Genomic DNA, 23,274 nt, shown 5'->3' with positions numbered 1-23,274 from the left:
ATCTTGGCCGACACGCCGTAGACACGCGCCGCATGGGCTTTGGAGAAAGCGCCTTCTATCACCGACAGCGCCATCTCCTCTCGACGCAGCGGTGTGAGACGGGCATTCTTATGGATGTTCATTCGGATCCTCCGATGGATGCTGAAGCGTGGTAACTCCAGTCTCCTCGGTCCGGTCCGAATGGACAACCTCCCGAAAGCTCACAGCTAGCCGATCATGTGCCCGGGGAGCATCCAGTTCGAAAGCTTGCTCTAAGCGGCTTGGTGACTTGGCCGAGGTCACCCAGGTGGAAATGACCAACACTTGGGGTAAGCCTAGTGGCGCTCCCCTCGATGATGTCTGGCGGGGTGGTTAGCCGCCTCCGTGGGACAAGATCAGTCTACACGAATGGGCTATAGCCTCTCCTCGCCTGCCTCACTGGCCGTCCTTCAGAGCCGGCCACACGAGCTTTTGTCTTTCAGCAGGGCGTTTTTCTCGCCAGCTACAGAGCCACACCGACGCCATTAATGAGCGTCCAGTCGACGGGTTGGATGGCCCTGTCCATCTTGCCCAGCACCTTGGCTTAGCATTTGCCGGTGCGGCGGAAGCCTTCAAGACGCAGTTCTTGACCTTCTCCAGATCAGCCTCGGATGGATATCGGCAAGGGTTCAGCTCGTCCTTTTGAACTTGCGCATCTTCGTGTTGGCCAACCCCAGGCCGCCCGACATATTTGCGGTCTATCCGGCACCTCAACTTCGAACAACCTTGCGGCAAGCTCTTGGGATAGCCCACGCTCGTGCCTCCACCACCCGCTCAGCAGAGCCAGATTTGTCGTTGATGGCACGGAACTTGCGGAGTCATTCGCAGATGCGTCACGGACCGAGAGTGTCGTCCCATGAATTCGATCACCAAAAAGGCCGCCCGACGTTGCTGGGACCGCCTGCAATTACCTTATCCCAGAATTGGGAGCAACGGCTTCAAAAGGGATAACTCATCACCTCAATTTTGTCGATCGCGCGGCCATCGAACCGCAGCCATCGATCAGACTTCCGCCTCGTTGCACTCATTGCGACCGCCTTGGTGCTTGCGACAACCGCTCAATTCTGGCTGCCAGGATAACCACATATGGCGACGGAACTTCCTGCTTCAAAGCAATATAGAGATCGTCGATCATCCCCCCATCAAGGCCTCGATCGAGGACACCGCGTTCGGCTTGCTTGGTTCGCAGTGAACAGACCGCACTTCGACGAATGCGATCGATGCGACCGCGCCGAGAACTCTCCCGCATTGTCGACGGTTGGGTCCGTCGGCCCTCCGATGAGGCCTCGGATGCGTCGGGCGCCGAGGCCTCGACTGATGCCGACTGGCCGCCGCCGGAAGGTCTCGCGGCTTTGATCCCCGGCGATGTAGCCACCCCTGCTGCAACAGCTCCTAGCCGGAGAACTCATTCATGACCGAATCGGCGACAGATTTAGTGGACGCGGCTTTGTTCGACCGAGATCGGCTTGACCCAGAAAGTCCCTATCAACGTTCTGGCCCTGCATGGGGTGCCATCATTTCGCTTTCCTTCGGCACCTTCGGGCTTGTGACGGCAGAGTTTCTGCCCGCCAGCGTTCTGACACCGCTCGCGCATGATCTCCGTATCACCACGGGCACGGCTGGACAGGCGCTAACAGCGACCGCAATCGTCGCGGCGATCTCGGCACCGATAATCGCCATCGTGACAAAGCGTCTGGACCGCAGGGTCGTCATCTGGGCGATGACGCTCCTGCTGATCCTGTCGAACGTTCTGGCAGAGGTTGCGGGGTCGCTGCCGGTTTTGCTGGCGGCACGCGTCGTCCTTGGCATATCGCTTGGTGGTTTTTGGTCTATTTCGGCAGCGTTGGCGATGCGGCTGGTTCCAAGTCACCTCATGCCGCGCGCCATGTCGATCATCCTCACCGGCGTTTCTGTCGCCTCCGTCTGCGCGGCTCCAATCGGCGCTTATGTCGGTGACATTTGGGGATGGCGAGCCTCGTTCAAGGTCGCCGCAATCGTGAGTGCCGTTGCGCTGCTCGTGCAACTCGTAACCATTCCGCCACTGCCTCCGATCGAAGTGCGCAGATTCCGCAGTCCGCTGGATGTCGCGAAGAATCCGGCGATGAAGGTTGCGGTGCTAGTCGTGCTATTGGTCGCTTCCGGCCATTTTGCCAGCTTCGCCTACATCCGCGCCTTTCTCGAGAGCGTTCCTGCGCTCGAAAAGAAGTCAATCCCGCTCGTGTTCCTTGCTTTTGGCACGGCCGGCGTCTTCGGCAATTTAGCCGGCGCATTCCTCACCAAACACAGTCTCAAGGCGGTCGCGGCCCTGCCGCCCCTGCTCATTGCCGTAGCCGCTGTCTCGCTCCTGACTATGGGAGCATCGGCCTTGACCTCGGCAATTGCAGTTGCCGTATGGGGCTTTGCTTTTGGCGCGGTCCCGGTCGGATTGCAGACATGGATGGTGCTACGCGCCGCTCCGAAACAGGCCGAGAGCGCTGGTGTACTGATGGTCATAACCTTCCAAGTGGCCATCGCAGCCGGCACAACTTTCGGTGGCCTATTGGTGGATCACACGGGTATTGCCAGTGTCTTTGTCTACAGCGCGGTTGCCACGTTCCTCGCTGTCTTGACAGTATTTTTGCTCGGCCCGAACCGCAAAACCTGACCGCCTGGTGGGGAGTGACGGTCGGCGGCGTTCACGCTATTGCCACCTCTGAGCTCGGCCCAAAGGCCGCGGCTTCGTCGTAACCATGCGGTCGATGGGGCAGCGCCAAATTGCTTCCTGCTCATCGCGTTGCGATAATACAGCGCGCTTATTGCGTCATCGTGTCCCCGGTCTCGGCTTCAATGCCCGGCTACTGGCTGCGGAGGCAGATGGGCGCCGGCGTCCCACCGACGACGATCGGTCTTTTCTCATGTAGCTGTCGGGGAAACGAGGCAGGTTTTCCGCCAGAACCCGCCAGTCGTCGCGCTCGCGTTCGCCTTCCTTGCGCGCACCGAACAACTGGATGATGATCTTGCCGTCGGACCCATATGCTTCGAGCGAGGTGACGTGACTGTCATTGGTCGGCTTGCGCACGGCCCAAACCTCACGGATTTGGTGGGTCCTGAGATGCAGCCGGAACGTTTCGTCCAGCACATGGATGCACGGCCCGATCTGCTTGACCGACTTGATTAAGCCGGAATGGGTCTGGATAGAACCTCGGTTGCCGACGAAGCACATGATCGGCAATTCGTCTTCGGCCGCACGCTGGAGCACGGCGCCAACTGCGGCATTGTCGAGCAGCCAAGCGTAATCCTGGCCGACCATGCGCAAAGCCTGGCAGCGGCTGAGCTTGAGCGTCTTTAGAAGGTTGACGTCAGTCAGCCGGCTCCAGTGCTCGCGTAGGTCGTCCACCGTGCCGGCCCAGTCCGCAGTCCTCGCGCCCAGGTCGGCTACTCTCGCCTTAAGCGACATGGTCGGCTCCTGGTTGGCGGATACGAGCTCGGCCACCAGCTTTCGATAGGCATGAAGGTTGGAGACCGGCCTGAGATGCACCTTATGCACTGCTGCGCCGGTGGCGTCGAAGAATTGCAAACTGCGCTGGATTCCGCCGCGATGGCGCCTTTCAACAGCGAAACCATACCTCCAAGCTTGCGGGAAGACGCGAAGGTCGAATTCGTCACCAAGGACCATGGCGTGATTGTTGCCGGTTATCACTCTGTTGAAGACGCCAATCTTTTCGTGCACGGCACCTTGATTGCGGGTCAGCGCCGTCACTTCGCCCACGAATTCGAGGCCCGTCAGAACGTGATTGACGCGCGGGTCGATGCGTGCCGCGCCGAAACCGCAATGGGCCGCGACCAGTTCCGCTTCCGAAATGGCCAATTGGGCTGCGAAATCACGCGCGGGAATGTTCGGACAGACTTCCCACGCACGCCGGATTTCGTTGGGCGACCGCTTCTTGCGCTGATCCATGTTTTTACCCCTGCCCCGTTCTTCTTTTGACGATCGATCGAAAAACGGGCCTCAGGGGTGTGCACGGCGGACGCGATCGATCGTCAGGCACATGCCAGTCGAATCCTGTCTCCGGGCGGTCAGCGGCCAATCGCCGGTAGAGAGCGATTGTTGGGTGGTCGGCGCCAATCGGCCGATCGAGCATTCGGGTACCACCGGCGGTGCTGCTTTCCCACTCAAGGCGGGTCTGATGGATCATATTGCTCTCCTTCGTTCTTCGATTGCGAGGGCAACCCAAAGGTGAATCGGCCGGCAATTTTGCCGCCGCAACGAAGGCTTCACAAAAATCGTGCCAGTTGCTCCGCGGCAAGCTCTGAACATCTTTGGCTCTGTTCATTGCTTTACGCGTGAGTGCATCGCGAACTCAGGCGCCCTTCCTGTGACGCGGACGCGACAAATCCGACAGTAAGTGTCGGTTGTCGGACGTCTCCCCAGCAATCGAGCATAAGAGACGTCGGGATGTCCTACGGTTTTTGACACGTCTTCCCTTTGGCACGGTCCATGCGAGATGATCCGCGAAAACGTCGGACCGAGGAGAAATCGAGCCATGATTACGCTCACCGACAACGCTGTTGCCGCCATCAAGGCCGCTCTTTACCGCGCCAGCGAGCCGGCGGAAGGATTTCGCATCATGGTCCATGCCGGCGGCTGCGCCGGCTTCCAATACTCAATGGGCCTGGAGAGCGTCTCACGTGAGGGCGATGCGATCATCGAGCGAGATGGGCTCAAGGTGTTCATGGATAGAGGCTCCCAACCCCATGCAGCCGGCATGACCGTGGACTTCGTCACTGGGCTCGAAACATCCGGCTTTGTTTTCGATAACCCCAATGCGCGTGAGACGTGCGGCTGCGGCAAGTCCTGCAAATGATTGCGAGGGAACAGGCTATGTTCGACTATAGCGACGCCAAGGAATACTGCGTCGAACCGGCACCGCCGGCGCTCTGGAACCGGCCGACACGCACTGTCGGCCCGGAACAATTGCGTTCGGTGATGCGCCAAATCGCGATCATCGATCGTTGCCGTGGGCAAGCAAACAAAATTGCCCGAAACAGCTGAATTCCCGGCAGATGCCGCCACCAAAGGGCAATGTCGACAGCGACCGGTCAGCCAAGCCATCGCTCGCCCGGCCGCCCACCTTACCAGATACGATATGCGCCAGAGGTTCAATGGCCCGCCTACCCTTGAATCATTTCAGCAGTTGAAGGATCACTCCCATGAACCCTGTCTATCTCGACAACAACGCAACGACGCGGGTTGATCCTGCAGTCGTTGGAGCGATGTTGCCTTTCTTTACGGAGCAATTTGGCAATCATTCGTCCATGCACGCCTATGGCGCATCGGTTGCTGAAGCCGTGAGAAAGGCGAGGCAACAGTTGCAAGCCCTCATCGGCGCGGGATTCGAGGACGAGATCATCTTCACCTCGGGCGGGACTGAAAGCGACAGTACAGCCATCCTTTCGGCGCTGGAGGTGATGCCCGACCGAACGGAAATAGTGACTTCCGCGGTTGAACATCCGGCCGTTCTGAAGTTGTGCGCGCACCTTGAAAAGACGCGCGGCGTCAAGGTGCACATTATCCCAGTCGATCACCACGGCCGGCTCGACCTGGACGCCTACAGAACCGCTCTCACTCCACAAGTGGCAATCGTCTCGATAATGTGGGCGAACAATGAGACCGGTACGATCTTTCCCGTGGTTAAGCTTGCCGATCTAGCCAGGGAAGTCGGCGCGCTTTTCCACACTGATGCAGTGCAGGCGGTCGGAAGGCTTCCGATTGAGCTGAAATCGACCGCGATCGACATGCTGTCGCTCTCCGCCCACAAGCTGCATGGTCCAAAGGGGATAGGCGCGCTTTATGTAAGACGTGGCGTGCGCTTCTCCTCCATGATCAAGGGTGGGCACCAAGAGCGCGACCGGCGTGCAGGCACTGAAAACACACCCGGCATAGTCGGACTGGGCATGGCGGCCGAACTCGCCTTGAAATTCATGGACGAGACAAAACGAATAAAATGGTTGCGCGACCGCCTTGAGAACGGGATCATCCAGCGCATCCCAAACACATCCATCAACGGCGATCCGCAAGAGCGATTGCCAAACACTGCAAACATTGGATTCGAAGGTATCGAAGGCGATGCAATTCCAATTGTCCTGAGCCGGCTGGGAATCGCCTGTTCCGCCGGGTCCGCCTGTGCCTCTGGCTCACTGGAACCGAGCCATGTTCTGATCGCTATGAACGCGGCATGTGGGGCAGTCCGCTTCTCCTTGTCGCGTGACAACGGCGAAGATGACGTAGACCGCGTGCTTGAGGTCCTGCCTGCGATCACCGAGAAGCTACGGGCCGTTCCCAGTGCTGGACTGTGCGGGCGAGGTGCAGAACAGCTTCATTCCGGCCCGGGTCCGAGCGGCACAATAGCCGACGAGCCGTGAGGTCTTCCTCAACGTGACGACCCTGCGCAATGGAGAGCAGTCAAACTCGGGGTCGCCTTCACCACTTCAGAAAAGCTTGAGATCGCCAAGTCTCTTGCCCAGCCGCCGTGCCAGAGGTCGGCACGCCGTCAGCAATGTCACCAATGCATCGACACCACAATTACGCGCCGGGAGAATACAATGAACTGCTCCGCTGATAGCCGCCCGATCGATCGCACCGATATCCTAGCGCGACTGAAGGGCCTGTCGGCCGCGGAGGACTTCTTCGCCTGCCTTGGCGTCTCCTACGACCCGAAAGTGATGAATGTCTCGCGGCTCCATATCATGAAGCGCGTGGGCCAATACCTTGCCGAAGAAGATTTCTCCGGTCTGCCTAACCAGGTAATCGCCGCGCGGGTGCGCGCCAAGCTGGAACGCGCCTACGAAGATTTCGCGACTTCCTCGCCGCTCACGCAACGTGTGTTCAAGGTGCTAAGGGACCACGATCCAAACATATGTCCCGCACCTGGCCGCGCCTTCGTCCCGCTCGACTCTGCACTGAAGCGGTTCGGAAAGTAATGAGCCCGACACGGCTGCGACGCGACAATGTCGAGAAGTCGACAAATCCAGTCCTCATGACGCCTCCTCGGAAGCAAACGAAGCCACCTTCTGGAATAGAGGCAGGAAGACGACTTGGCATGAACGATGCAGGCAATGAGGCGAACCGCCAAGCACGAATCCGGACTGGGAGCTTAGAGAAACCGCCAATGCATATCGTAATCTGCATCAAGCAGGTGCCGGATTCGGCACAGATCCGCGTGCACCCGGTGACGAACACGATCATGCGTCAGGGTGTTCCGACCATCATCAATCCTTACGACCTGTTCGCCCTCGAAGAAGCGCTCAAACTGCGCGACGTTCATGGTGGCGAGGTTACTGTGCTCACAATGGGTCCGCCCATGGCGGAGGACTCGCTGCGAAAGGCGCTCGGTTACGGTGCTGACCGAGCAGTTCTCTTGACGGACCGCTATTTTGCCGGATCCGATACGCTGGCGACTTCCTTTGCTCTTTCGCAAGCAATCGCAAAAATTGGGGAGACTTTCGGCAGGCCGGACATCGTCTTCACCGGCAAGCAGACGATTGACGGCGATACCGCCCAGGTCGGACCGGGCATAGCCAAGCGCCTAGATTTATCGCAACTTACCTATGTCGCGAAGATTGCCTCCATCGATCTCGATACGCGAGAGATCGAAGTCGCGCGTCGCGCCGAAGGCGGCACCCAGTTGCTGAAGAGCAGACTCCCTTGCCTCATTACCATGCTGGAAGACACCAACGAAATCCGCCGGGGCTCGCTCCAGCAGGCTCTGTGCGCGGCGCGCAGGCAAGTCGTGAAGTGGACTGCAGCCGACGCCGGCATTGACGATCTCACCCGGTGCGGTCTGCGTGGCTCGCCTACAGTCGTCAAGCGTGTTTTCGCCCCCACCGCACGGGCAGAAAGGGCGGCGCAGATCGACACCGCGGAAAGGGGCTTGCAGGACATAGCCGATGAACTCATCGCCGATATCTTAACCCGCCGGCCGGCGCTGGAACATGAGCTGGCCTTCAACAGCGGCACGTGACGGCCAGGAGCAGAAAATGTCGACCGCAAGCCAAACCACCCCTCGCATTGCCCCCGGCCGTGCCGGTGTAAAGAAAGAACTTCCCGACCATTTCAAAGACTACCGGCACGTGTGGGTCTTCCTCGAGCTCGAACGCGGCAATGTGCATCCTGTATCATTCGAACTGCTGGGCGAAGGCCGCAAATTGGCCGACAAGCTTGAAGTCCAGCTCGCGGGCGTCGTGCTGGGACCGCCGGGCGAGATGGTCGAGGACGCTGTTGCCGAGGCCTTCGCTTACGGGGCGGATCTTGTCTACATCGTCGATGCGCCGCCGCTCGCCGACTACCGGAACGAGCCGTTCGCCAAGGCGCTCACGGATCTGGTCAATACCCATAAACCCGAAATCCTCCTTCTCGGCGCGACCACACTGGGCAGGGATCTTGCAGGCTCGGTAGCGACGACCCTGCAGACGGGGCTCACGGCCGACTGCACCGAACTTGATGTAGATTCCGACGGTTCACTCGCCGCGACCCGTCCGACTTTTGGTGGCTCATTGTTGTGTACGATCTATACACTAAATTACCGGCCGCAAATGGCGACGGTGCGACCAAGGGTCATGCCTATGCCGCAACGGGTGGATAAGCCGGTCGGGCGTGTCATGCGGCACAAGCTGTCGCTCGTTGAGGACGATATCGTCACCAAAGTCCTCGGCTTCCTACCGGATAACCAGTCGGCAATGGCAAATCTTGCCTATGCGGATGTCGTGGTTGCGGGAGGCCTCGGTCTCGGAGCGGCGGAGAACCTTCAGCTTGTGAAGAATCTTGCCCGAGCGATCGGCGCCGAGCATGGCTGTTCGCGCCCCTTGGTCCAGAAGGGCTGGATGCCGGCTGATCGACAGATTGGACAAACTGGCAAGACCATTCGACCGAAGCTTTACATCGCGGCCGGAATTTCCGGCGCCATCCAGCACCGAGTTGGGGTCGAGGGGGCCGATCTCATCGTCGCGATCAACACCGATCCGAACGCGCCGATTTTCGAGTTCGCCCACCTCGGGATCGTCACGGATGCAATCCGCTTCCTGCCCGCACTGACGGAAGCCTTCACCCGGCGGCTGTCGCCGCACAGTCGAGACAAGCTTGCGAGTTGAGGGAGAGGACATGATTGAACAATTCGATGCCATAGTGGTCGGAGCCGGCATGTCTGGAAACGCAGCTGCTTACACTTTGGCAAGCCAGGGGCTGAAGGTACTGCAGTTGGAGCGCGGGGAATATCCGGGCTCTAAGAACGTCCAGGGTGCCATAATGTACGCGAACATGCTGGAGAAGATCATCCCGGACTTCCGGGATGATGCGCCCCTCGAGCGGCACCTGGTCGAACAGCGACTTTGGGTGTTGGACGACACGTCTCACACCGGAATTCATTACCGGTCGGACGACTTCAATGAGGCGAAACCCAACCGCTACACGATCATTCGCGCCCAGTTCGACAAATGGTTTTCCCGCAAGGTGCGCGAGGCTGGCGCGACGGTCCTGTGTGAGACGACCGCGACGGAACTCGTCCGTGATGGCAATGGCAAGGTGATCGGCGTCCGCACAGACCGGGCTGGCGGAGTGGTCTTCGCGAATGTGGTCGTTCTCGCAGAAGGGGTGTCGGGATTGCTTGGCACTCGCGCAGGCCTGCGCGAGATGCCGAAGCCGGAGACCGTGGCGCTTGCCGTCAAGGAAATGCATTTCTTGCCCGAAGAGGTCATTGGCCAGCGGTTCGGGGTCAAGGGCGATGAAGGCTGCGTAATCGAGGCCGTGGGCACGATCTCTCGCAGCATGGCCGGGCTCGGCTTCCTTTACACCAACAAGGAGTCGATATCACTCGGCATCGGCTGCCTGGTCTCGGATTTCGCCGCGACGATGGAGAGCCCGTCCGCCCTCCTGGATGCGATGAAAAACCATCCTTCGATCCGGCCGCTGATCGCTGGCTCGGAGGTGAAAGAATATGCCGCCCATCTTATCCCCGAAGGTGGTTACAAGGCCATTCCGCAGCTCTTCGGCGACGGTTGGGTCATCGTCGGCGACGCAGCGCAACTGAACAATGCCATTCACCGTGAGGGTTCGAACCTTGCCATGACCTCGGGTCGTGTCGCGGCTGAGGCGATCATCAAAGTCAAAAGCCGCAACGGTCCTATGACCAAAGCGAACCTTGCGCTCTACAAGACGATGCTGGATGACTCCTTTGTGATCAAGGATCTTAAGAAATACAAGGACATGCCAGCCTTGCTCCACACCAATTCCAGCAACTTTTTTGACAGCTATCCGCGGCTGATGTCGCATGCCGCTCAGAACTTCATGCGTGTCGACGGCACGCCGAAGATCGAGAAGGAAAAGAACACCACGGCCGCCTTCATCAACGCGCGCTCGCGCTGGGGGTTGGTCAGCGACGCGGTCCGCCTGGCATTGGCATGGCGCTGAAGAGGGTACAAGATGACGATCGCAGTGACGAAGGTTCGTGTCGAGGACAAACTTTACCAGAACCGCTATCTGGTCGATTCCGGCCGCCCCCATATTATAGTGCGACCGCACGACAAGCCAAGCGCGAACTTGCTTGCGTTGACCTACGTCTGTCCGGCGAAATGCTATGAGTTGAATGACAAGGGTCAAGTCGAGATCACCGCCGACGGCTGCATGGAATGCGGCACCTGCCGGATATTGTGCGAGAAAGGCGGCGACATCGAGTGGAACTATCCGCGCGGCGGCTTTGGTGTCCTGTTCAAGTTCGGATGATCAGCCGGGACCGTGCCAAGAGCATGCCGGCAGCGAGCAACTGCGGCACACCATGAGCCTCTCCATCCACTTGCAAAGAGCTAGTGAATATTGGCCTTTCGCAATTCAAATTTCCTTGACTCGTTAGCGGTGTCCTCAGGCCACGGCGCTGCCCTGTGCGCCGGACTTACCACCGGTCACGTGGTCGAGCCCCTTTGGGACAACGCCCGGCCATCGTGCCGGATGGCAGCCACAACGGCCGGTGAGCAAGTGGAACGGCACAACCCATGGCAAAGACGTATGTGCTAGTGCATGGTGCCTGGCATGGCGGATGGTGTTGGCGGGACGTGGCTGCCAATCTTCGCAAGATGGGATGCCACGTGACCACGCCGACCAGGTGTCGGCGAACGCGCACGTTTGCTGTGCAAGGACATCACGCCCGACACATTCGTGACCGACATCGTCAACCACATTGTGACGGAAGAGCTGAGCGATGTGATCCTTGTCGGTCACAGTCTAGGCGGCATCAGCATCACCGGCGCCGCCGACCGGATACCCGACCATATCAGCCATCTCGTTTATCTCGACAGCGCCATCGTCGAGAGCGGTCAAAGTGTATTCAGCACCATGCCCCCCGACATCGTCGCGGCCCGTCGAAAATTGGTTGCGGAGGAAGGACGGGGTATCTTCATGCCGACTCCGCCGCCAACAGCATTCGGCATTCCCGAGGGACACTCGCTCACGGACTGGGTGCGGCGCCGGATAACACCGCATCCGGCAGGCACCTACGAAAGCGGACTTAAGCTCGAGCACCCGCTCGGCAACGGCAGACCCCGAACCTATGTCGTCTGCACTAATCCACTCCACCCGCCGATGGCGGGAGCGCGAGAATGGGTCGCGAAGCAGGATGGCTGGGCGTGGCAGGAACTCGCCACTGGCCACGACGCAATGATCCTCGCGCCGACGGAAGTTGCTCTCCTTCTTAGCGCAGTCGGCTGAGGAACCAAGTAGGGTGAGCGGCGGCCGATTCTCAGGCCGTGGCCTTGAGCTCTGGTGCACGGATAGGCCCAACGGGTCGTTCCGGTGGCGCCACCGAAACCACTAGGCGGGAGTGGCCTGTCCTGCCGACGTCGCAAGCTTGCGAGCGTTCCGCCGCGGCCGCAGCCCGTAGCGCCGGGCAACCTCCGAGATCACCGCGTCGGCTCCAGGGTCTCGGAATGACTCCGTGCCTTGTCGTCCATCGACCAATGCCGCCGACCAACAGCGCCGTTGATCACCCTCGAAAACGCCGAGGCTGCCGCTCAGGGTCAATCGTAAGTTCAAGTTCAGACACAAGCCGATCTCCGATCCACCTCAGAATCGGCAGGCCCACAGATCGCGGGTCCTCCTGGAAGGACACAGCGCTTACCCTTGAAATATGGAGAACCATGGCTTTGCGCCGTCGGCAGTTGAGCTGATCTCGCAATGCTATTTCCCCGGCAACGTCCGAGCCGGAGAACTGCGTGCTTGGCGTTCTCCTCTGGAAGGAACCAATCTTTCGGAACGTGGCAATGTCATCGACGAGCTCTCACGGGCCAGCACGATGCCGGTTCGGCGCATCGGCGCCCCCTGAACACGAGATAGCCACTTGCGATTCTAACGATACGGCCGGACGGGGGCTGAGACCGCGGCGGACGGAGCGTGACGGCTGATCGACACAATGGAGAAGGCCGGCTGGGTTCAGGCTAATGCGGCTCGAATTCTCGGCCTCAAGCTGCGACAAGTCGGCTAGGCGATACGCCGGCATAGTATCGAGGTGAAGGAAATTCTAAGAGCCTGATGAGCCAATCGTCAGGCCAGTGGTCTTGCGCGCCCTGTGCGCGACAAGGAGTGCTTCGTGCTTCTGAACGGATTTGGACTTGCACTGTCGCAAGCAGGACAAAATTGTGTCGCGCCGGCCTGACACAATGCGATATCGACCCGAATAGTGAACTGAAGCCGCTTTTTTCAGTTGGTATGGCTCTTGCACCTTGAACCGCGACGTTACCAGCAACGGAGCCGTTTGATGTCCTCACCGACAGTTTCGATTGAGGGGCCGACTAGCACGACATCCGAGGGTTTTCTGGCAGCCGCGAAATCCGGTGGCTGCGCATCGTCCTCCTACGGCTCGTCGCCGACCAGCCCGGGCGAAGGGGATCCGGCTATTTGGGAAAGGATCAAGGATCACCCCTGCTTTTCGGAGGAAGCGCATCATTATTTCGCGCGTATGCATGTGGCGGTCGCGCCGGCTTGCAATGTCCAGTGCAACTATTGCAATCGCAAATACGATTGCGCCAACGAGAGCCGGCCTGGTGTTGTGTCTGAGAAGTTGACGCCCGACCAAGCGCTACGCAAGGTCATCGCCGTTGCCAACAAAGTTCCGCAGCTTTCGGTTCTTGGCATCGCTGGGCCGGGGGATGCCTGTTACGATTGGGAGAAAACGAAGGCAACGCTCGACCGCGTCATCAGGGAAATCCCCGACATAAAGCTGTGCGTCTCCACTAATGGGCTCGTGCTGCCGGACCATGTCGCCGAGCTTGCCGAAATGAATGTTGATCACGTGACGGTCACCATCAACATGGTCGACCCGGAAGTCGGCGCGAAGATCTATCCATGGATCTTTTATGAAAATCGCCGCTACTTCGGCATCGAAGCCGCTCGAATCTTGCACGCGCGGCAGATGCTGGGCCTGGAGATGCTGAGCGCGCGCGGCATCCTCACCAAAATCAACTCGGTGATGATTCCTGGAGTGAACGACCAGCACCTGTTTGAGGTGAACAAAATGGTCAGGGAGCGGGGCGCGTTTCTGCACAACGTGATGCCTCTGATTTCGGACCCGGCGCACGGTACCCACTACGGACTCATCGGGCAGCGCGGCCCAACGGCAATGGAGATGATGGCTCTTCAGGATCGACTTGAAGGTGGCGCCAAGTTGATGCGCCACTGCCGGCAGTGCCGGGCAGATGCTGTCGGCCTGCTCGGTGAAGATCGTGGCCAGGAATTCACGCTGGACGGGATTCCCGACGATGTCGCCTACGATGCTGGCAAGCGTCAGGCCTATCGGCAGGTGGTCGCACACGAGCGCCGTGATCATGAGGCGGCGAGGAGCGAGGCCATCGGTATGGTCAAGGCAACAGACTCCGAAAAGTCGCTTCTGGTTGCGGTGGCCACTAAGGGAGGTGGACGGGTCAACGAACACTTCGGCCACGCGAAGGAATTCCAGGTTTATGAAGTCTCGCCTAGAGGGATCAGCTTGGTCGGGCATCGGAAGGTCGAGCGGTATTGCCTCGGAGGCGGGGGCGAAGACGCCATCCTCGAGGGCGTCATCGCAGCGCTCGAAGGCATACACATAGTGCTATGCGCCAAGATCGGAAATCGCCCGAAGGAACAACTCTCGCGAGCTGGACTGCGCGTAACCGACGCCTATGGCCATGACTACATCGAGACCGCAGTCAGCGCACTTTACGCGGCAGAGTTTGGGATCAGACCACTAGCGGCGACGGCCTGAGCCGTCTCGTCCGATAACCAGGAGTTAGAATGGCTTTAAAGATCATCGCATCCCAATGTACCCAATGCGGGGCCTGCGAGTTCGAATGTCCTTCGGAAGCGATCAAGTTCAAGGGCGACGCCTATGTGATCGATCCAAACAAGTGCACCGAATGCAAGGAGGCCTTCGATACGCAGCAATGCGTGTCGGTCTGTCCGGTACCGAAAACCTGCGTTCCCGCTTGATTCCTACCGAAACGGTCGGGTTCGCCGCACGACGACGCCTGCAACCCGCGACCACAACAAAAGCCTCGAGAAAGGAATGGACAGCATGTGGTCCAGACGCGAACAGGAGGTCGAAATCGGCAGACCGCCACGGTTCATGCAGGGTGAGCGGGTCCGTGCGATACGCCACATAAAAAACGACGGCACCTATCCCGGCAAGGAGATCGGCGAAAACCTCGTGCGGAAGGGCGACGAAGGCTACGTGCGCGACATTGGAACCTTTCTCCAGCAATTCTTCATCTATGCGGTCGAATGGATCGATCGTGGCACGGTCGTCGGCATGCGAGCGCGCGAACTCATTAGCCTCGACAAAGTCGAGGTTCCCTGCGGAGCTGAAGGCATTTCCAACGGGGGAACAGCCGGATGAAAGTAATGATTCGCAGGACCGCTACTGGCTTGTCGGCTTATGTCCCCAAGAAGGATCTCGAAGAGCCGATCACCGAGATTGAGAACGCTGACTTATGGGGCGGGACCGTGACGCTCAGGAACGGTTGGCGGCTCATGCTGCCCGACCTTCCGCGCGACACGCGTTTGCCGATCACCGTCGAGGCGATGAAGATTTCCGACGGGGCCTGATGCCGGTGGGTTCAGTGGCGGAGAGGAAACGCGTATGAACACGATGCTGAGCTGGGACCATCTCGTCGTCGTCCGGGGCAGTTTTGCCAAAAAACTGATTGACCTGCTGAACGGCGCTCTCAAGGCCGATCGAGTGATCCCCTATCTCGGTCCTGGTCTTCTGCAGCTTAACCCACCGGAATCACCTGTACCTTGCACCCCTGAAGATGTCGCCGCGGCCCTCAACAAGCGGGCGCCTGCCCCTTCCAGGATTCGCACCAATATGTGGTCGGTCGCGCAGTTTATCGAGCAGCGCCGACATCGTCGGACTCTCCAAGCGTGGATGGCGGAGATATTCGCAGCCCCCGCCGAGCCGACCGTTCTTCACGCCTGGCTCGCAACCCTTCAACTGTCTGTCATCATCGACAGCTGGTACGATGGCGCCATGCGAGCAGCCCTTGCAGAGGCCGGCCAAACAGACGTTGTCGAGATACAAGGAACGACGCGCGCGACCGGAATCGGTAACATCTGGACGAGAACTTACGATTTGTCAGGAACAGAACTCGAGGCCGAACAAGTGGCTAGGACGGTGCTCTATGCGCCGCACGGCAGCGTCAGGCCGGCGGCAAACTTCCTCGTGGCTGATTCCGATTACGTCGAAGTCCTAACCGAAATTGATATCCAGACGCCGATCCCGGACGCGGTGAAGCAACGGCGCGTCAACCGGGGTTTTTTCTTCGTGGGCTGCCGCTTCAACGATCAGATGCTGCGCACATATGCCAGACAGCTGATGAAGCGCTCCACTGGCCCACATTTTGCGGTGATCGATTCGGCTACGCTGACCAGAAACGAACGTCGTTTCCTTGCCGAAGGCGCAATCACGGTCATCGACATGCCGATCCGCAACGCCGCGGCTCGCCTCGTCGGGGTCGATGCTAGCCAGGATTAATGGCCGGCGATTGCTGGTGAGTCGCTGCTTGCCTCCAAGGGCGAAAACTCAGTTGGGAATACATTCGTGAGTAGTAATGCTAGTGGCAGCACAACGTAGGCTCTGAATTCGTTGGGCGATGTGAAAGGGTCCGCTGCTGCGGGACGTGAGCACGTTGCGGCGGCATTACGCACATGATCTTGTGACCCCCGTGGCAAAAGAACTGAAGCGCCCGAGTCGCGACAACATATGCAGCGCTCAATGGCTTCGACAAAAATTCGGCACAGTTTCGACAGTTCGCATGCACCTCCAGGGTCAACGAGGTTGATTATGCCTGTTTATGTGGGTCGGCCACGCGAGCAGGAATTCCCACTACCTTTGCCCCGGCGGGAACATCTCGTGTGACCACGCAGCCAGCGCCTACCACTGCATTATCACCAATCGTGACGCCAGGCAGAATGATTGCTCCACCGCCGATCCAGACACGGCTGCCAATGTGAACAGGACGCCCGACCTGCAGGCCGGCCTGCCGCTGCTCGGCATCATGTGGATGATCGGCGGTATAAATCTGCACAGCAGGCCCAATTGCCGTTCCTTGCCCGATTTTGACCTCTACCACGTCAAGAATAACGCAGTTGAAGTTGATGTAGGCATTGGCTCCAATGCGGATATTGAATCCGTAGTCGCAAAAAAAGGGCGGACGGATGACCGTTCCGCGCCCAACCTCTCCCAGCCGCTCGGACAAAAGCTCATGCCAATGCCCCGTGGTCTGCCCCAGCGTATCATTGTACCGCTTGAGCCAAGCCCCGGTGGCCAACAGGTCAGCTTGGATCTCCGGATCCGCCGCATTGTAAAACTCGCCTGCGAGCATCTTTTCTTTTTGGCTACGCATCATAGTCTCCCGTCAGGTCGTGTCCCGTACAGTGATGCAGGAACGCACATCAAACTGCCTCGGCAACTTTGTAACTCGGTCTTGCCGGGCGCGCGGTCGGTCACGAGCCGGGGCGACAGTTTCGTCTCGACCAACTTCCGCGAATTTGGATATCGCAGATCAACCGGTCGCAGGGGCCAATACCTGACGAGGTCGGCAACTGTCCAGCGGTCGAACTCACTTTCATGCCCATCTCAGATTGCGTGATATCGAGCGGTAAGCCATCAGCTAATGTATCGACCAGGTCCCGCCAGCGGAGATCTGCGCGTCGCCTCTACGCATGCTGGCGTGTCACCAATAATACATCGATTATTTCTGGATCCAGGCACGTCGAATTGATTTGCCTTGCGGTGTAGAGCGAAGTTACTAGCCATAGGATTACTCCTTTTTAGTTTGTCAGTCGCAGAGCCCCAGTATGACTACGTGGTAGAAAGCACACGGCCGGAATCTTGGCAGCGCTGTTCACACCCACTTCGTAAGCCTGGCCGATGGGCTCGCCAGAGCACCAATGCTTGACCTGCTCCAGCTCTTGCTCGGCGGGTTGTTTCAGAGACGCTTGATCTCGATACCGCGTTTTCTCAGCACGTAGCCGATCTGGCGCGGGGTCAAACCGAGCAGGCGCGCCGCCTTTGCCTGCACCCAGCCACACTTTTCCATGGCAGCAATGACCGTATCGGCATCGGGCACCCTACCACGACTCGTGGCAGGGCCTATCGGCGCTTGCCCGTCGCCGACGGGCGGGGCGGCACAGGCGGCGGAAGGCTGGATCGTAGTCGACTTCTCTGACGTCGGCGGTCCGTTCTTCCACAGCGCCGCGGCCAAGCACTGATCCGCGTAACAGGCAAAGTCAGTTCTGAGGATTGATGGACCCGTCGCCAGAACTGCCGTCCGTTGAACGCAGTTTTCGAGCTCTCGGATGTTGCCTGGAAATTCGCAGTTCATTAGCACCTCAATCGCTTCGGGAGCGAAGGTCAGCGTGTGATCATTCTCAGTATTGAAATTCTTGAGAAACTGAGCGGCCAAGAGCGGAATATCACCTCGCCTTTCGCGCAATGCCGGCACGCGTAAAGTGACGACGTTGATGCGATAATAGAGGTCTTGCCGGAACTCCTTGCGTTGAACTGCCGTTTCCAAGTCCCTGTTCGTTGCGGCAATCACGCGAACATCAACTTTAATGGTGTGGTTGCTGCCGACGCGCTCAAACTCCTGCTCCTGCAGGACACGCAGCAGCTTAGCCTGGAACGAACCTGATATTTCGCCAATCTCGTCCAGAAACAATGTGCCTTTGTCGGCAGCCTCAAAGCGCCCCTTGCGCAAACTGCTCGCGTCGGTGAAGGCACCCTTCTCATGACCGAACAAGTCAGATTCCAGAAGCGTCTCGGTGAGCGCCGCGCAATTGACCTTGATGAAGGGCTGCTTGGCGCGAGGCGAGAGCTCGTGAATGGCTTTGGCAACCAGCTCCTTACCGGTTCCGGATTCACCTCGCAACAGGACCGTAGTCTTCGCCTTGGCCACCTTGACAAGGTGCTCACGCAGCTCGCGCAGCGCCTGACTATCGCCAAGCATCTCCTTGCTGATCTTTTTACGTTCCATTTGGCAGCCCATCCCACTCCGCCACCCGCCGGTAGAACTGCACTGGACGGTGAGCTGTGTTGTATTTCGTCATCATCATTCTCGATCTCACCTTTGTTGCTTCGAAATTTTCGGCGCGCGGACGCCCTCGGCAAATGGCAATGGCGCCTGAGCATCGTTGCCTTTCACCAGGACGAGCGTCTTCCTCCGCGCGGGCGCTCGCAATATGCGGTTTGCGCAGGCCTTTACTCGACCGGTCGCTGTTCTGTCCGGCTTCTGCCGCACCGCAGCCTGCAAACTCATCCTTGACAAGAAAGGAGGGGAGTCAACCGAGCTCTCCTTGCATTTATGCAAGGAAAATTGTCAGTTTGATAGAATTCTATCAAAACGGCAGAAACGCCCCGCCCCAGTTTGGCTGTACCTGCGGCGTTCAGCGTACGTGACGACATGTGCGGACTTGTCCCAATTGCCATCCGAGTTGTGCGGAACAGTAGCTGCTGCGCTGTTCGCTTCAACCGCGTGAGGCCGGAGACAGTAGAGACGGCGGCTCGTCGAGCGAGGTTTCATTGTTCGGCTACTAAACCGGCTGTCCTTTGGTGGGAGTTGGTTTCGCCCAAGTTCTGGGCCTGGGGGCGTCTAGCCCGTTTCGCCGCACAGGCTCCTTCCACATCGTCGAGGCCGAGAAGGAGGGACCCCACAGCTCTCCCTGTATCACAATGCCCCGCCCCTCAAGCAGCTAGATACGACAGGTGACCTCAAATGAGGCGTCTTGCATGGCTTCTACACCTGCCTGAATGCCAGAACTGCGTTCGTACCGCCCATGGCGAAGGCGTTGCTCATGGCGACGCGCACCTTGCGCTCGCGCGGCACATTGGGTGTGATGTCGAGGTCGCAAGCGGGATCTGGCTCGCGATAGTTGGCGGTCGGCGGCACGACGTCCTCTTGGATTGCCATCACGCAGGCGATCATTTCAAGCGCGCTCGCTGCGCCGAGGCAATGCGCGTGCGTGGACTTGGTGGAAGAGATGGACATCGAATAAGCGTGGTTTCCAAACACACGCTTGATCGCCGCCGTTTCAGTCTGATCATTGCTTTTGGTACCGGTGCCGTGCGCGTTGAGGTAGTCGACGTCCTCGGCATTCAGCCCGGCATCGGCAAGGCAGGCGCGCATCGCCGACGCTGGCCCCTCGACAGATGGCGCGGCAATGTGGAAGGCATCGGCGGAAAGGCCGACGCCGGCGATCTCGGCAAGAATTGTGGCACCACGCCTCGTGGCATGCTCGTAGCTTTCCAGCACGGCCATGCCCGCACCCTCGCCCAGCACCAGGCCCTTCCTATCGGCGGAGAAGGGCCGGCAGGTATCGGGTGAAAGCACGCGCATTGCTTCCCATGCTTTCAGCACGCCCCATGCGAAGGGTGCGTCGCTGCCTCCGGAAACCATTACGTCGGCCCGGCCCAGCTTGATCTGGTCCACCGCCGAGGCGATCGCATGGTTGGCCGAGGCACATGCGGAGGTCACCCCGAAGACCGGCCCGCGCAAGCCGAGGCTCAAGCTCACCTGGCCGGCGGCGGCGCTTGGCATCGTTTTGGGTACAGCGAGGATGCCAACTCGCCTCGCGCCGTCCAAAAGGAGGGCCCGGTAAGTTTCCTCCATCACATCCCAGCCCAAGCCGCCGACGCCCACTGTCGCGCCGAAGCGATGGGCATTCCCCTCGTCCCAGGAAAGTCCGGCCTGCCGCATGGCTTCGCGCGCTGCAAGCACGGCGAGCAAGCTGAAGCGGTCCATGGAGACGAACTGCTTGCGATTGATGTCGTGCTGGGGCAGCGCCTTGATCTCAGCGCCGGTCATGCCCTCCAGGTCATGAAGCTCGGAATTGGCGATCGGGCCGATGGCGGAGCGGCCTTCGCGCATCTCTTTCCACATAGAGGCGGCGTCGGTGCCCAGTCCGCACAGGCCGCCCACTCCGGTGATAACGACGCGCCTGTCCATTCAAGCCTCCTTCGCAAGCAAGCCGCGGACGGCTTCCACGACGTCGCCGACATTCTTGAGATTGGACCAGGCATCGGCCGTGTTCATGTCGATCTTGATGCCGTAGGCCTGCTCCACATCCCAGAGGACGTCCGCCAAACCCAGCGAATCAAACCCGAGCGCGTCCAGTTCCGTGGCGATTGTTATCTCGCCGACGAATGACGTAGGCATTCCCTCACCGCTCTCCGACTCGGCGCGTTTCTTGATCAGGGCAATGACGTCCGTTGCGAATTGATCGGCCATTCTGTTTCCTGTCTTTCTTTCCCGCGTTTCGACCTGGACGCGGCTCAGTTCCTGAGGCGCGCCGCGTCGCGAAAGCCATCACGCTTGGGCAACTGACAAAGCCCAATGCTCATAAAGCCGGATCAGGTCCGGCCGGTGTGTGGCGTAGGTGCAGTATGACGATGTGAGCCGCTACACCGTGCGCGTCTCCCAGTCTGTCCATAGACTCGGAAGAAGTCGGACCCGGTCAGTTGCAACTCCCTTTCCCAGCACTCCACTGCCCGGTAGAGCGCATGAAAAATCTCCTTTCGGGCGGTTTCTGTTCTGCCCATGCAGGATTCCAGAACATTGATGAAATCGTTTGTTTCGATGAAAGGCATCCACACTTTGGATGGTTGACACGCGTTTCAAAGATCGTGAACTACATCTCGTCGTTGTGCTCGACGCACTCCCGACAGAGCGCAACCTCATGGGCGCGGCATGCAGGATTAACCGAGCCCAGCCGGTCATGAGTGCGGCCGGCCGGGTCGGGCGATAGGCAGTCATGCCCTGCCCTTCCTGCGGGTCAAGCACTCCGAAAAAACATTTCCCCCATAAATGCTAGATCTTCCGTTGCCTTTTCGCGGGCTTCTGCGTGAGGTGAGGCACGCCATCCATGGCATGTGGCACACGCACGCGATGCCAGTGCACGGTCGTTTTCTCGGCAAGGCCGTTCTCTACCTCGACCCGCACGCGCTCGCCCTGACGGACCCGGATTTCCGGGCCTGGAACGGGCCTTCGGCGCGCAATCGAGCCCGGTTCACCCGGCCCAATGGCGTCCACTTTGGGGGCGCATGCACTGCAGACCCGCTGGACCTGATCCGGGAGAGGATGGGCGCGGCGATTGGAATAGCTATGAAAGCGCATCGGACCGTGGAACTGCGCGCGCAGACTTTCGGAGGAAGGCTCGCTTTTAAACGTTATCGTGCAACTCTGACCGTTCTTCGCCTTGGCGGGTGCCGCGGAAGAATCCCGGGTTCTGCGAGCGCTGCGAGAACACCTGCGGTCGATCCTGTACCACAATCTCGCGAAGCTCGATGCTCTCTACAAACGATGTCTTGGATTCTCACGCCCTTATTTCAGCACTTCGCTCGCTTGCCCGACTCGGCCGCGGTCAGCCTTCACCGCCAATTTTATTGGCGCAGCGACGTTCCTATCGGTTCAGGCGAAGCTTCTTGAACCTGCCGCTCTCTCGTTGCCCTGGCACGATTAATCGTCCTCTCAGTCTGTCATTGGCGGAGTCGCTCCTGAGGCGCGCGCCGGCGAGTTCGAGGAGCGCGTGGCTATCTCCTCGGTCCAGCCGGATTCCGCTGCGCGCTCAGCCAATTCCTGGAAGGCCGATTCCAAGGCGAGCTGGCATTGAAGGCCGCGGTCCGGATGGTCGACTAGCTTGGTTCCACGATCGCAATGCTTGATCGCTTCATTGCAGGCCATGGGCTCTCGCCCTCTCCTTTTGCCACACGAGGCGCCAGCTCACGTGTTGTGCGCCCCGGCAACCGCTTTCACCAGCCGCTCCAGCGATCCCGCGCGCTCCAGCTCCGCAAAGAATGATGCGGCGTGACGCTACCCAGCCGGTGCTTCTCGGCCATTTGCACACATAGGGATAGTCGACCATGAAATCGGACCGAGGCGAGGCGTTGGACGTTTCAGTCTTGGTCTGAATGCGCCGCCCACGAGCCGATCGGCCTTCTCGATGATTTGGCGCACCCTCGTTGTCGACAAGCCATGTTCCTGAGCCAGGTCGGCGAAACTCTTGCCCTTCAGAAAGCCGTCGACCAGGGCTATGTTCCTATCGACGGTCGGCTAAATCCCAGCAGGCGCGCGCAGTTTTCCGGCATCATTCCGTTTGTTCATCCGCTTGTCCGCGCCCCCTGCAAATCCTACCGGGCCAAATCGGTGCTTGGAAGACCCACTCATGTCATGGCCTCGGGAAAGTACAAGGCCGACGGTTATGTGAATACGAAAGATGCTGGCGATCACCATGATCGTTGGTGACCGCTGACCTCCCCAATGTCGGCTTCGACGGCACACCGGGAGCTCTCGGCAATGTTGAATAATTCCGTTTGAAGATGGTTGACTTCGTCGTCGAGGCTCGATCCATCAGGATCGGTATCGACGATTCTATATTTGAGAAACCCAAATTCGTTTGACTCGCGCAATTCGCTGTACGGCGTATCATCGCAAGCGCGGGATTCCGACATCCTGCGAAGTGCCCGCGTTGCTGGAATCGATTTTGCGGAAGTAAAAAGGCCCCGGCGCTGGGTCGGCGCGCAGGGCCTTCAGGCATGTACGAGCTACCAGCATGTCCAGTTATGATCGTGCGCTATCATAATGAACAAACGGTGAATGATCGCTATCCGAGGTGCAGGGCGGGCGAGATGGTGGGGCGGTGGGGGACCTGTACCGCTGCAGCGGGGCCACGAGCAGCGACTCGAGCCATGCGCCACGCTGCAGGACCTC

The 23,274-nt window shown here is 59.3% G+C and carries 21 protein-coding genes and 4 pseudogenes; 18 read left to right on the top strand and 7 right to left on the bottom strand.

Features of this window, described 5'->3' with window-relative positions:
- On the bottom strand, nucleotides 1-122 hold a 122-nt coding region (locus EOA24_RS05220; RefSeq protein WP_245474027.1), incomplete at its 3' end, for a leucine zipper domain-containing protein.
- Nucleotides 123-1,429: 1,307 nt separating this feature from the next.
- Between EOA24_RS05220 and EOA24_RS05215 the strand changes: the two genes are divergently transcribed.
- Nucleotides 1,430-2,662: an MFS transporter gene (locus EOA24_RS05215; protein ID WP_126063819.1), complete on the top strand. Its 1,233-nt coding sequence runs from the start codon at nucleotides 1,430-1,432 to the stop codon at nucleotides 2,660-2,662.
- Between the two features lie 261 nt (nucleotides 2,663-2,923).
- On the opposite strand, the pseudogene EOA24_RS05210 reads toward EOA24_RS05215, so the two are convergent.
- Nucleotides 2,924-3,955, bottom strand: a pseudogene (locus tag EOA24_RS05210) (ChuX/HutX family heme-like substrate-binding protein); the annotation flags it as partial.
- A gap of 586 nt (nucleotides 3,956-4,541) precedes the next feature.
- On the opposite strand from EOA24_RS05210, the gene EOA24_RS05205 reads away from it, so the two are divergent.
- The 15 genes from EOA24_RS05205 (at nucleotide 4,542) to EOA24_RS05140 (ending at nucleotide 16,043) form a co-directional block, all read left to right on the top strand.
- Nucleotides 4,542-4,862, top strand: a complete 321-nt coding sequence (locus tag EOA24_RS05205) for an iron-sulfur cluster assembly accessory protein (RefSeq protein WP_029356570.1) — start codon at nucleotides 4,542-4,544, stop codon at nucleotides 4,860-4,862.
- Nucleotides 4,863-4,879: 17 nt separating this feature from the next.
- Entirely contained in the window at nucleotides 4,880-5,050 is a 171-nt protein-coding gene (locus tag EOA24_RS41440) for a hypothetical protein (protein ID WP_165349961.1), read from the top strand.
- 158 nt (nucleotides 5,051-5,208) lie between these two features.
- Complete coding sequence (gene nifS, locus EOA24_RS05200) at nucleotides 5,209-6,420, top strand: cysteine desulfurase NifS (RefSeq protein WP_126063817.1); 1,212 nt, start codon at nucleotides 5,209-5,211, stop codon at nucleotides 6,418-6,420.
- Between the two features lie 180 nt (nucleotides 6,421-6,600).
- Entirely contained in the window at nucleotides 6,601-6,978 is a 378-nt protein-coding gene (nifW, locus tag EOA24_RS05195; RefSeq protein ID WP_024505239.1) for a nitrogenase stabilizing/protective protein NifW, read from the top strand.
- Between the two features lie 188 nt (nucleotides 6,979-7,166).
- Entirely contained in the window at nucleotides 7,167-8,018 is an 852-nt protein-coding gene (locus EOA24_RS05190; RefSeq protein WP_126063816.1) for an electron transfer flavoprotein subunit beta/FixA family protein, read from the top strand.
- A 16-nt stretch (nucleotides 8,019-8,034) separates the two neighbouring features.
- Entirely contained in the window at nucleotides 8,035-9,144 is a 1,110-nt protein-coding gene (locus EOA24_RS05185; protein WP_126063815.1) for an electron transfer flavoprotein subunit alpha/FixB family protein, read from the top strand.
- A 10-nt stretch (nucleotides 9,145-9,154) separates the two neighbouring features.
- Nucleotides 9,155-10,459: an FAD-binding protein gene (locus EOA24_RS05180; protein ID WP_126080604.1), complete on the top strand. Its 1,305-nt coding sequence runs from the start codon at nucleotides 9,155-9,157 to the stop codon at nucleotides 10,457-10,459.
- 12 nt (nucleotides 10,460-10,471) lie between these two features.
- The gene (locus tag EOA24_RS05175; RefSeq protein WP_024505235.1) at nucleotides 10,472-10,771 is read left to right on the top strand and encodes a ferredoxin family protein; all 300 of its coding nucleotides are present in this window, start codon (nucleotides 10,472-10,474) and stop codon (nucleotides 10,769-10,771) included.
- 396 nt (nucleotides 10,772-11,167) lie between these two features.
- Complete coding sequence (locus tag EOA24_RS05170; protein WP_287152319.1) at nucleotides 11,168-11,749, top strand: alpha/beta fold hydrolase; 582 nt, start codon at nucleotides 11,168-11,170, stop codon at nucleotides 11,747-11,749.
- A gap of 700 nt (nucleotides 11,750-12,449) precedes the next feature.
- Nucleotides 12,450-12,521 carry a helix-turn-helix domain-containing protein gene (locus EOA24_RS42365; RefSeq protein WP_245467364.1) on the top strand — a complete coding sequence of 24 codons (72 nt, stop codon included), beginning with the start codon at nucleotides 12,450-12,452 and terminating at the stop codon, nucleotides 12,519-12,521.
- A gap of 273 nt (nucleotides 12,522-12,794) precedes the next feature.
- The gene (nifB, locus tag EOA24_RS05160; protein WP_024505233.1) at nucleotides 12,795-14,276 is read left to right on the top strand and encodes a nitrogenase cofactor biosynthesis protein NifB; all 1,482 of its coding nucleotides are present in this window, start codon (nucleotides 12,795-12,797) and stop codon (nucleotides 14,274-14,276) included.
- A gap of 29 nt (nucleotides 14,277-14,305) precedes the next feature.
- Nucleotides 14,306-14,500 (top strand): 4Fe-4S binding protein, encoded by a 195-nt coding sequence (locus tag EOA24_RS05155; protein WP_024505232.1) that lies wholly within the window; start codon nucleotides 14,306-14,308, stop codon nucleotides 14,498-14,500.
- Between the two features lie 85 nt (nucleotides 14,501-14,585).
- Nucleotides 14,586-14,906 (top strand): nitrogen fixation protein NifZ, encoded by a 321-nt coding sequence (locus EOA24_RS05150; RefSeq protein WP_024505231.1) that lies wholly within the window; start codon nucleotides 14,586-14,588, stop codon nucleotides 14,904-14,906.
- On the top strand, nucleotides 14,903-15,115 hold the full coding sequence (gene nifT, locus EOA24_RS05145; protein ID WP_024505230.1) for a putative nitrogen fixation protein NifT: 213 nt from the start codon (nucleotides 14,903-14,905) through the stop codon (nucleotides 15,113-15,115). The genes EOA24_RS05150 and nifT overlap by 4 nt, the downstream gene beginning before the upstream one ends.
- Nucleotides 15,116-15,149: 34 nt before the next feature.
- Nucleotides 15,150-16,043, top strand: a complete 894-nt coding sequence (locus tag EOA24_RS05140) for an SIR2 family protein (protein WP_024505229.1) — start codon at nucleotides 15,150-15,152, stop codon at nucleotides 16,041-16,043.
- 307 nt (nucleotides 16,044-16,350) lie between these two features.
- On the opposite strand, the gene EOA24_RS05135 is transcribed toward EOA24_RS05140, so the two are convergent.
- The 4 genes and pseudogenes from EOA24_RS05135 to EOA24_RS05120 form a co-directional block, all read right to left on the bottom strand.
- Nucleotides 16,351-16,917 (bottom strand): sugar O-acetyltransferase, encoded by a 567-nt coding sequence (locus EOA24_RS05135; RefSeq protein WP_024505228.1) that lies wholly within the window; start codon nucleotides 16,915-16,917, stop codon nucleotides 16,351-16,353.
- 582 nt (nucleotides 16,918-17,499) lie between these two features.
- Nucleotides 17,500-18,543: pseudogene (nifA, locus tag EOA24_RS05130) on the bottom strand (nif-specific transcriptional activator NifA); the annotation flags it as partial.
- Nucleotides 18,544-19,305: 762 nt separating this feature from the next.
- The gene (locus EOA24_RS05125) at nucleotides 19,306-20,514 is read right to left on the bottom strand and encodes a beta-ketoacyl-[acyl-carrier-protein] synthase family protein (protein ID WP_127409653.1); all 1,209 of its coding nucleotides are present in this window, start codon (nucleotides 20,512-20,514) and stop codon (nucleotides 19,306-19,308) included.
- Nucleotides 20,515-20,796: an acyl carrier protein gene (locus EOA24_RS05120; protein ID WP_126057635.1), complete on the bottom strand. Its 282-nt coding sequence runs from the start codon at nucleotides 20,794-20,796 to the stop codon at nucleotides 20,515-20,517.
- Nucleotides 20,797-21,166: 370 nt separating this feature from the next.
- Here EOA24_RS05120 and EOA24_RS42855 point away from each other — a divergent pair.
- Nucleotides 21,167-21,295 (top strand): annotated as a pseudogene (locus EOA24_RS42855) (LysR family transcriptional regulator); the annotation flags it as partial.
- Nucleotides 21,296-21,399: 104 nt separating this feature from the next.
- Here EOA24_RS42855 and EOA24_RS05115 read toward each other — a convergent pair.
- Nucleotides 21,400-21,546, bottom strand: a pseudogene (locus EOA24_RS05115) (multicopper oxidase domain-containing protein); the annotation flags it as partial.
- A gap of 993 nt (nucleotides 21,547-22,539) precedes the next feature.
- On the opposite strand from EOA24_RS05115, the gene EOA24_RS41435 reads away from it, so the two are divergent.
- Complete coding sequence (locus tag EOA24_RS41435; protein WP_024504272.1) at nucleotides 22,540-22,809, top strand: hypothetical protein; 270 nt, start codon at nucleotides 22,540-22,542, stop codon at nucleotides 22,807-22,809.
- Nucleotides 22,810-23,274: the final 465 nt, after the last annotated feature.

It is taken from the genome of Mesorhizobium sp. M2A.F.Ca.ET.039.01.1.1 (assembly GCF_003998035.1).
Classification (GTDB): Bacteria; Pseudomonadota; Alphaproteobacteria; order Rhizobiales; family Rhizobiaceae; genus Mesorhizobium.
This window is presented reverse-complemented; position numbering and strand designations above follow the sequence as displayed.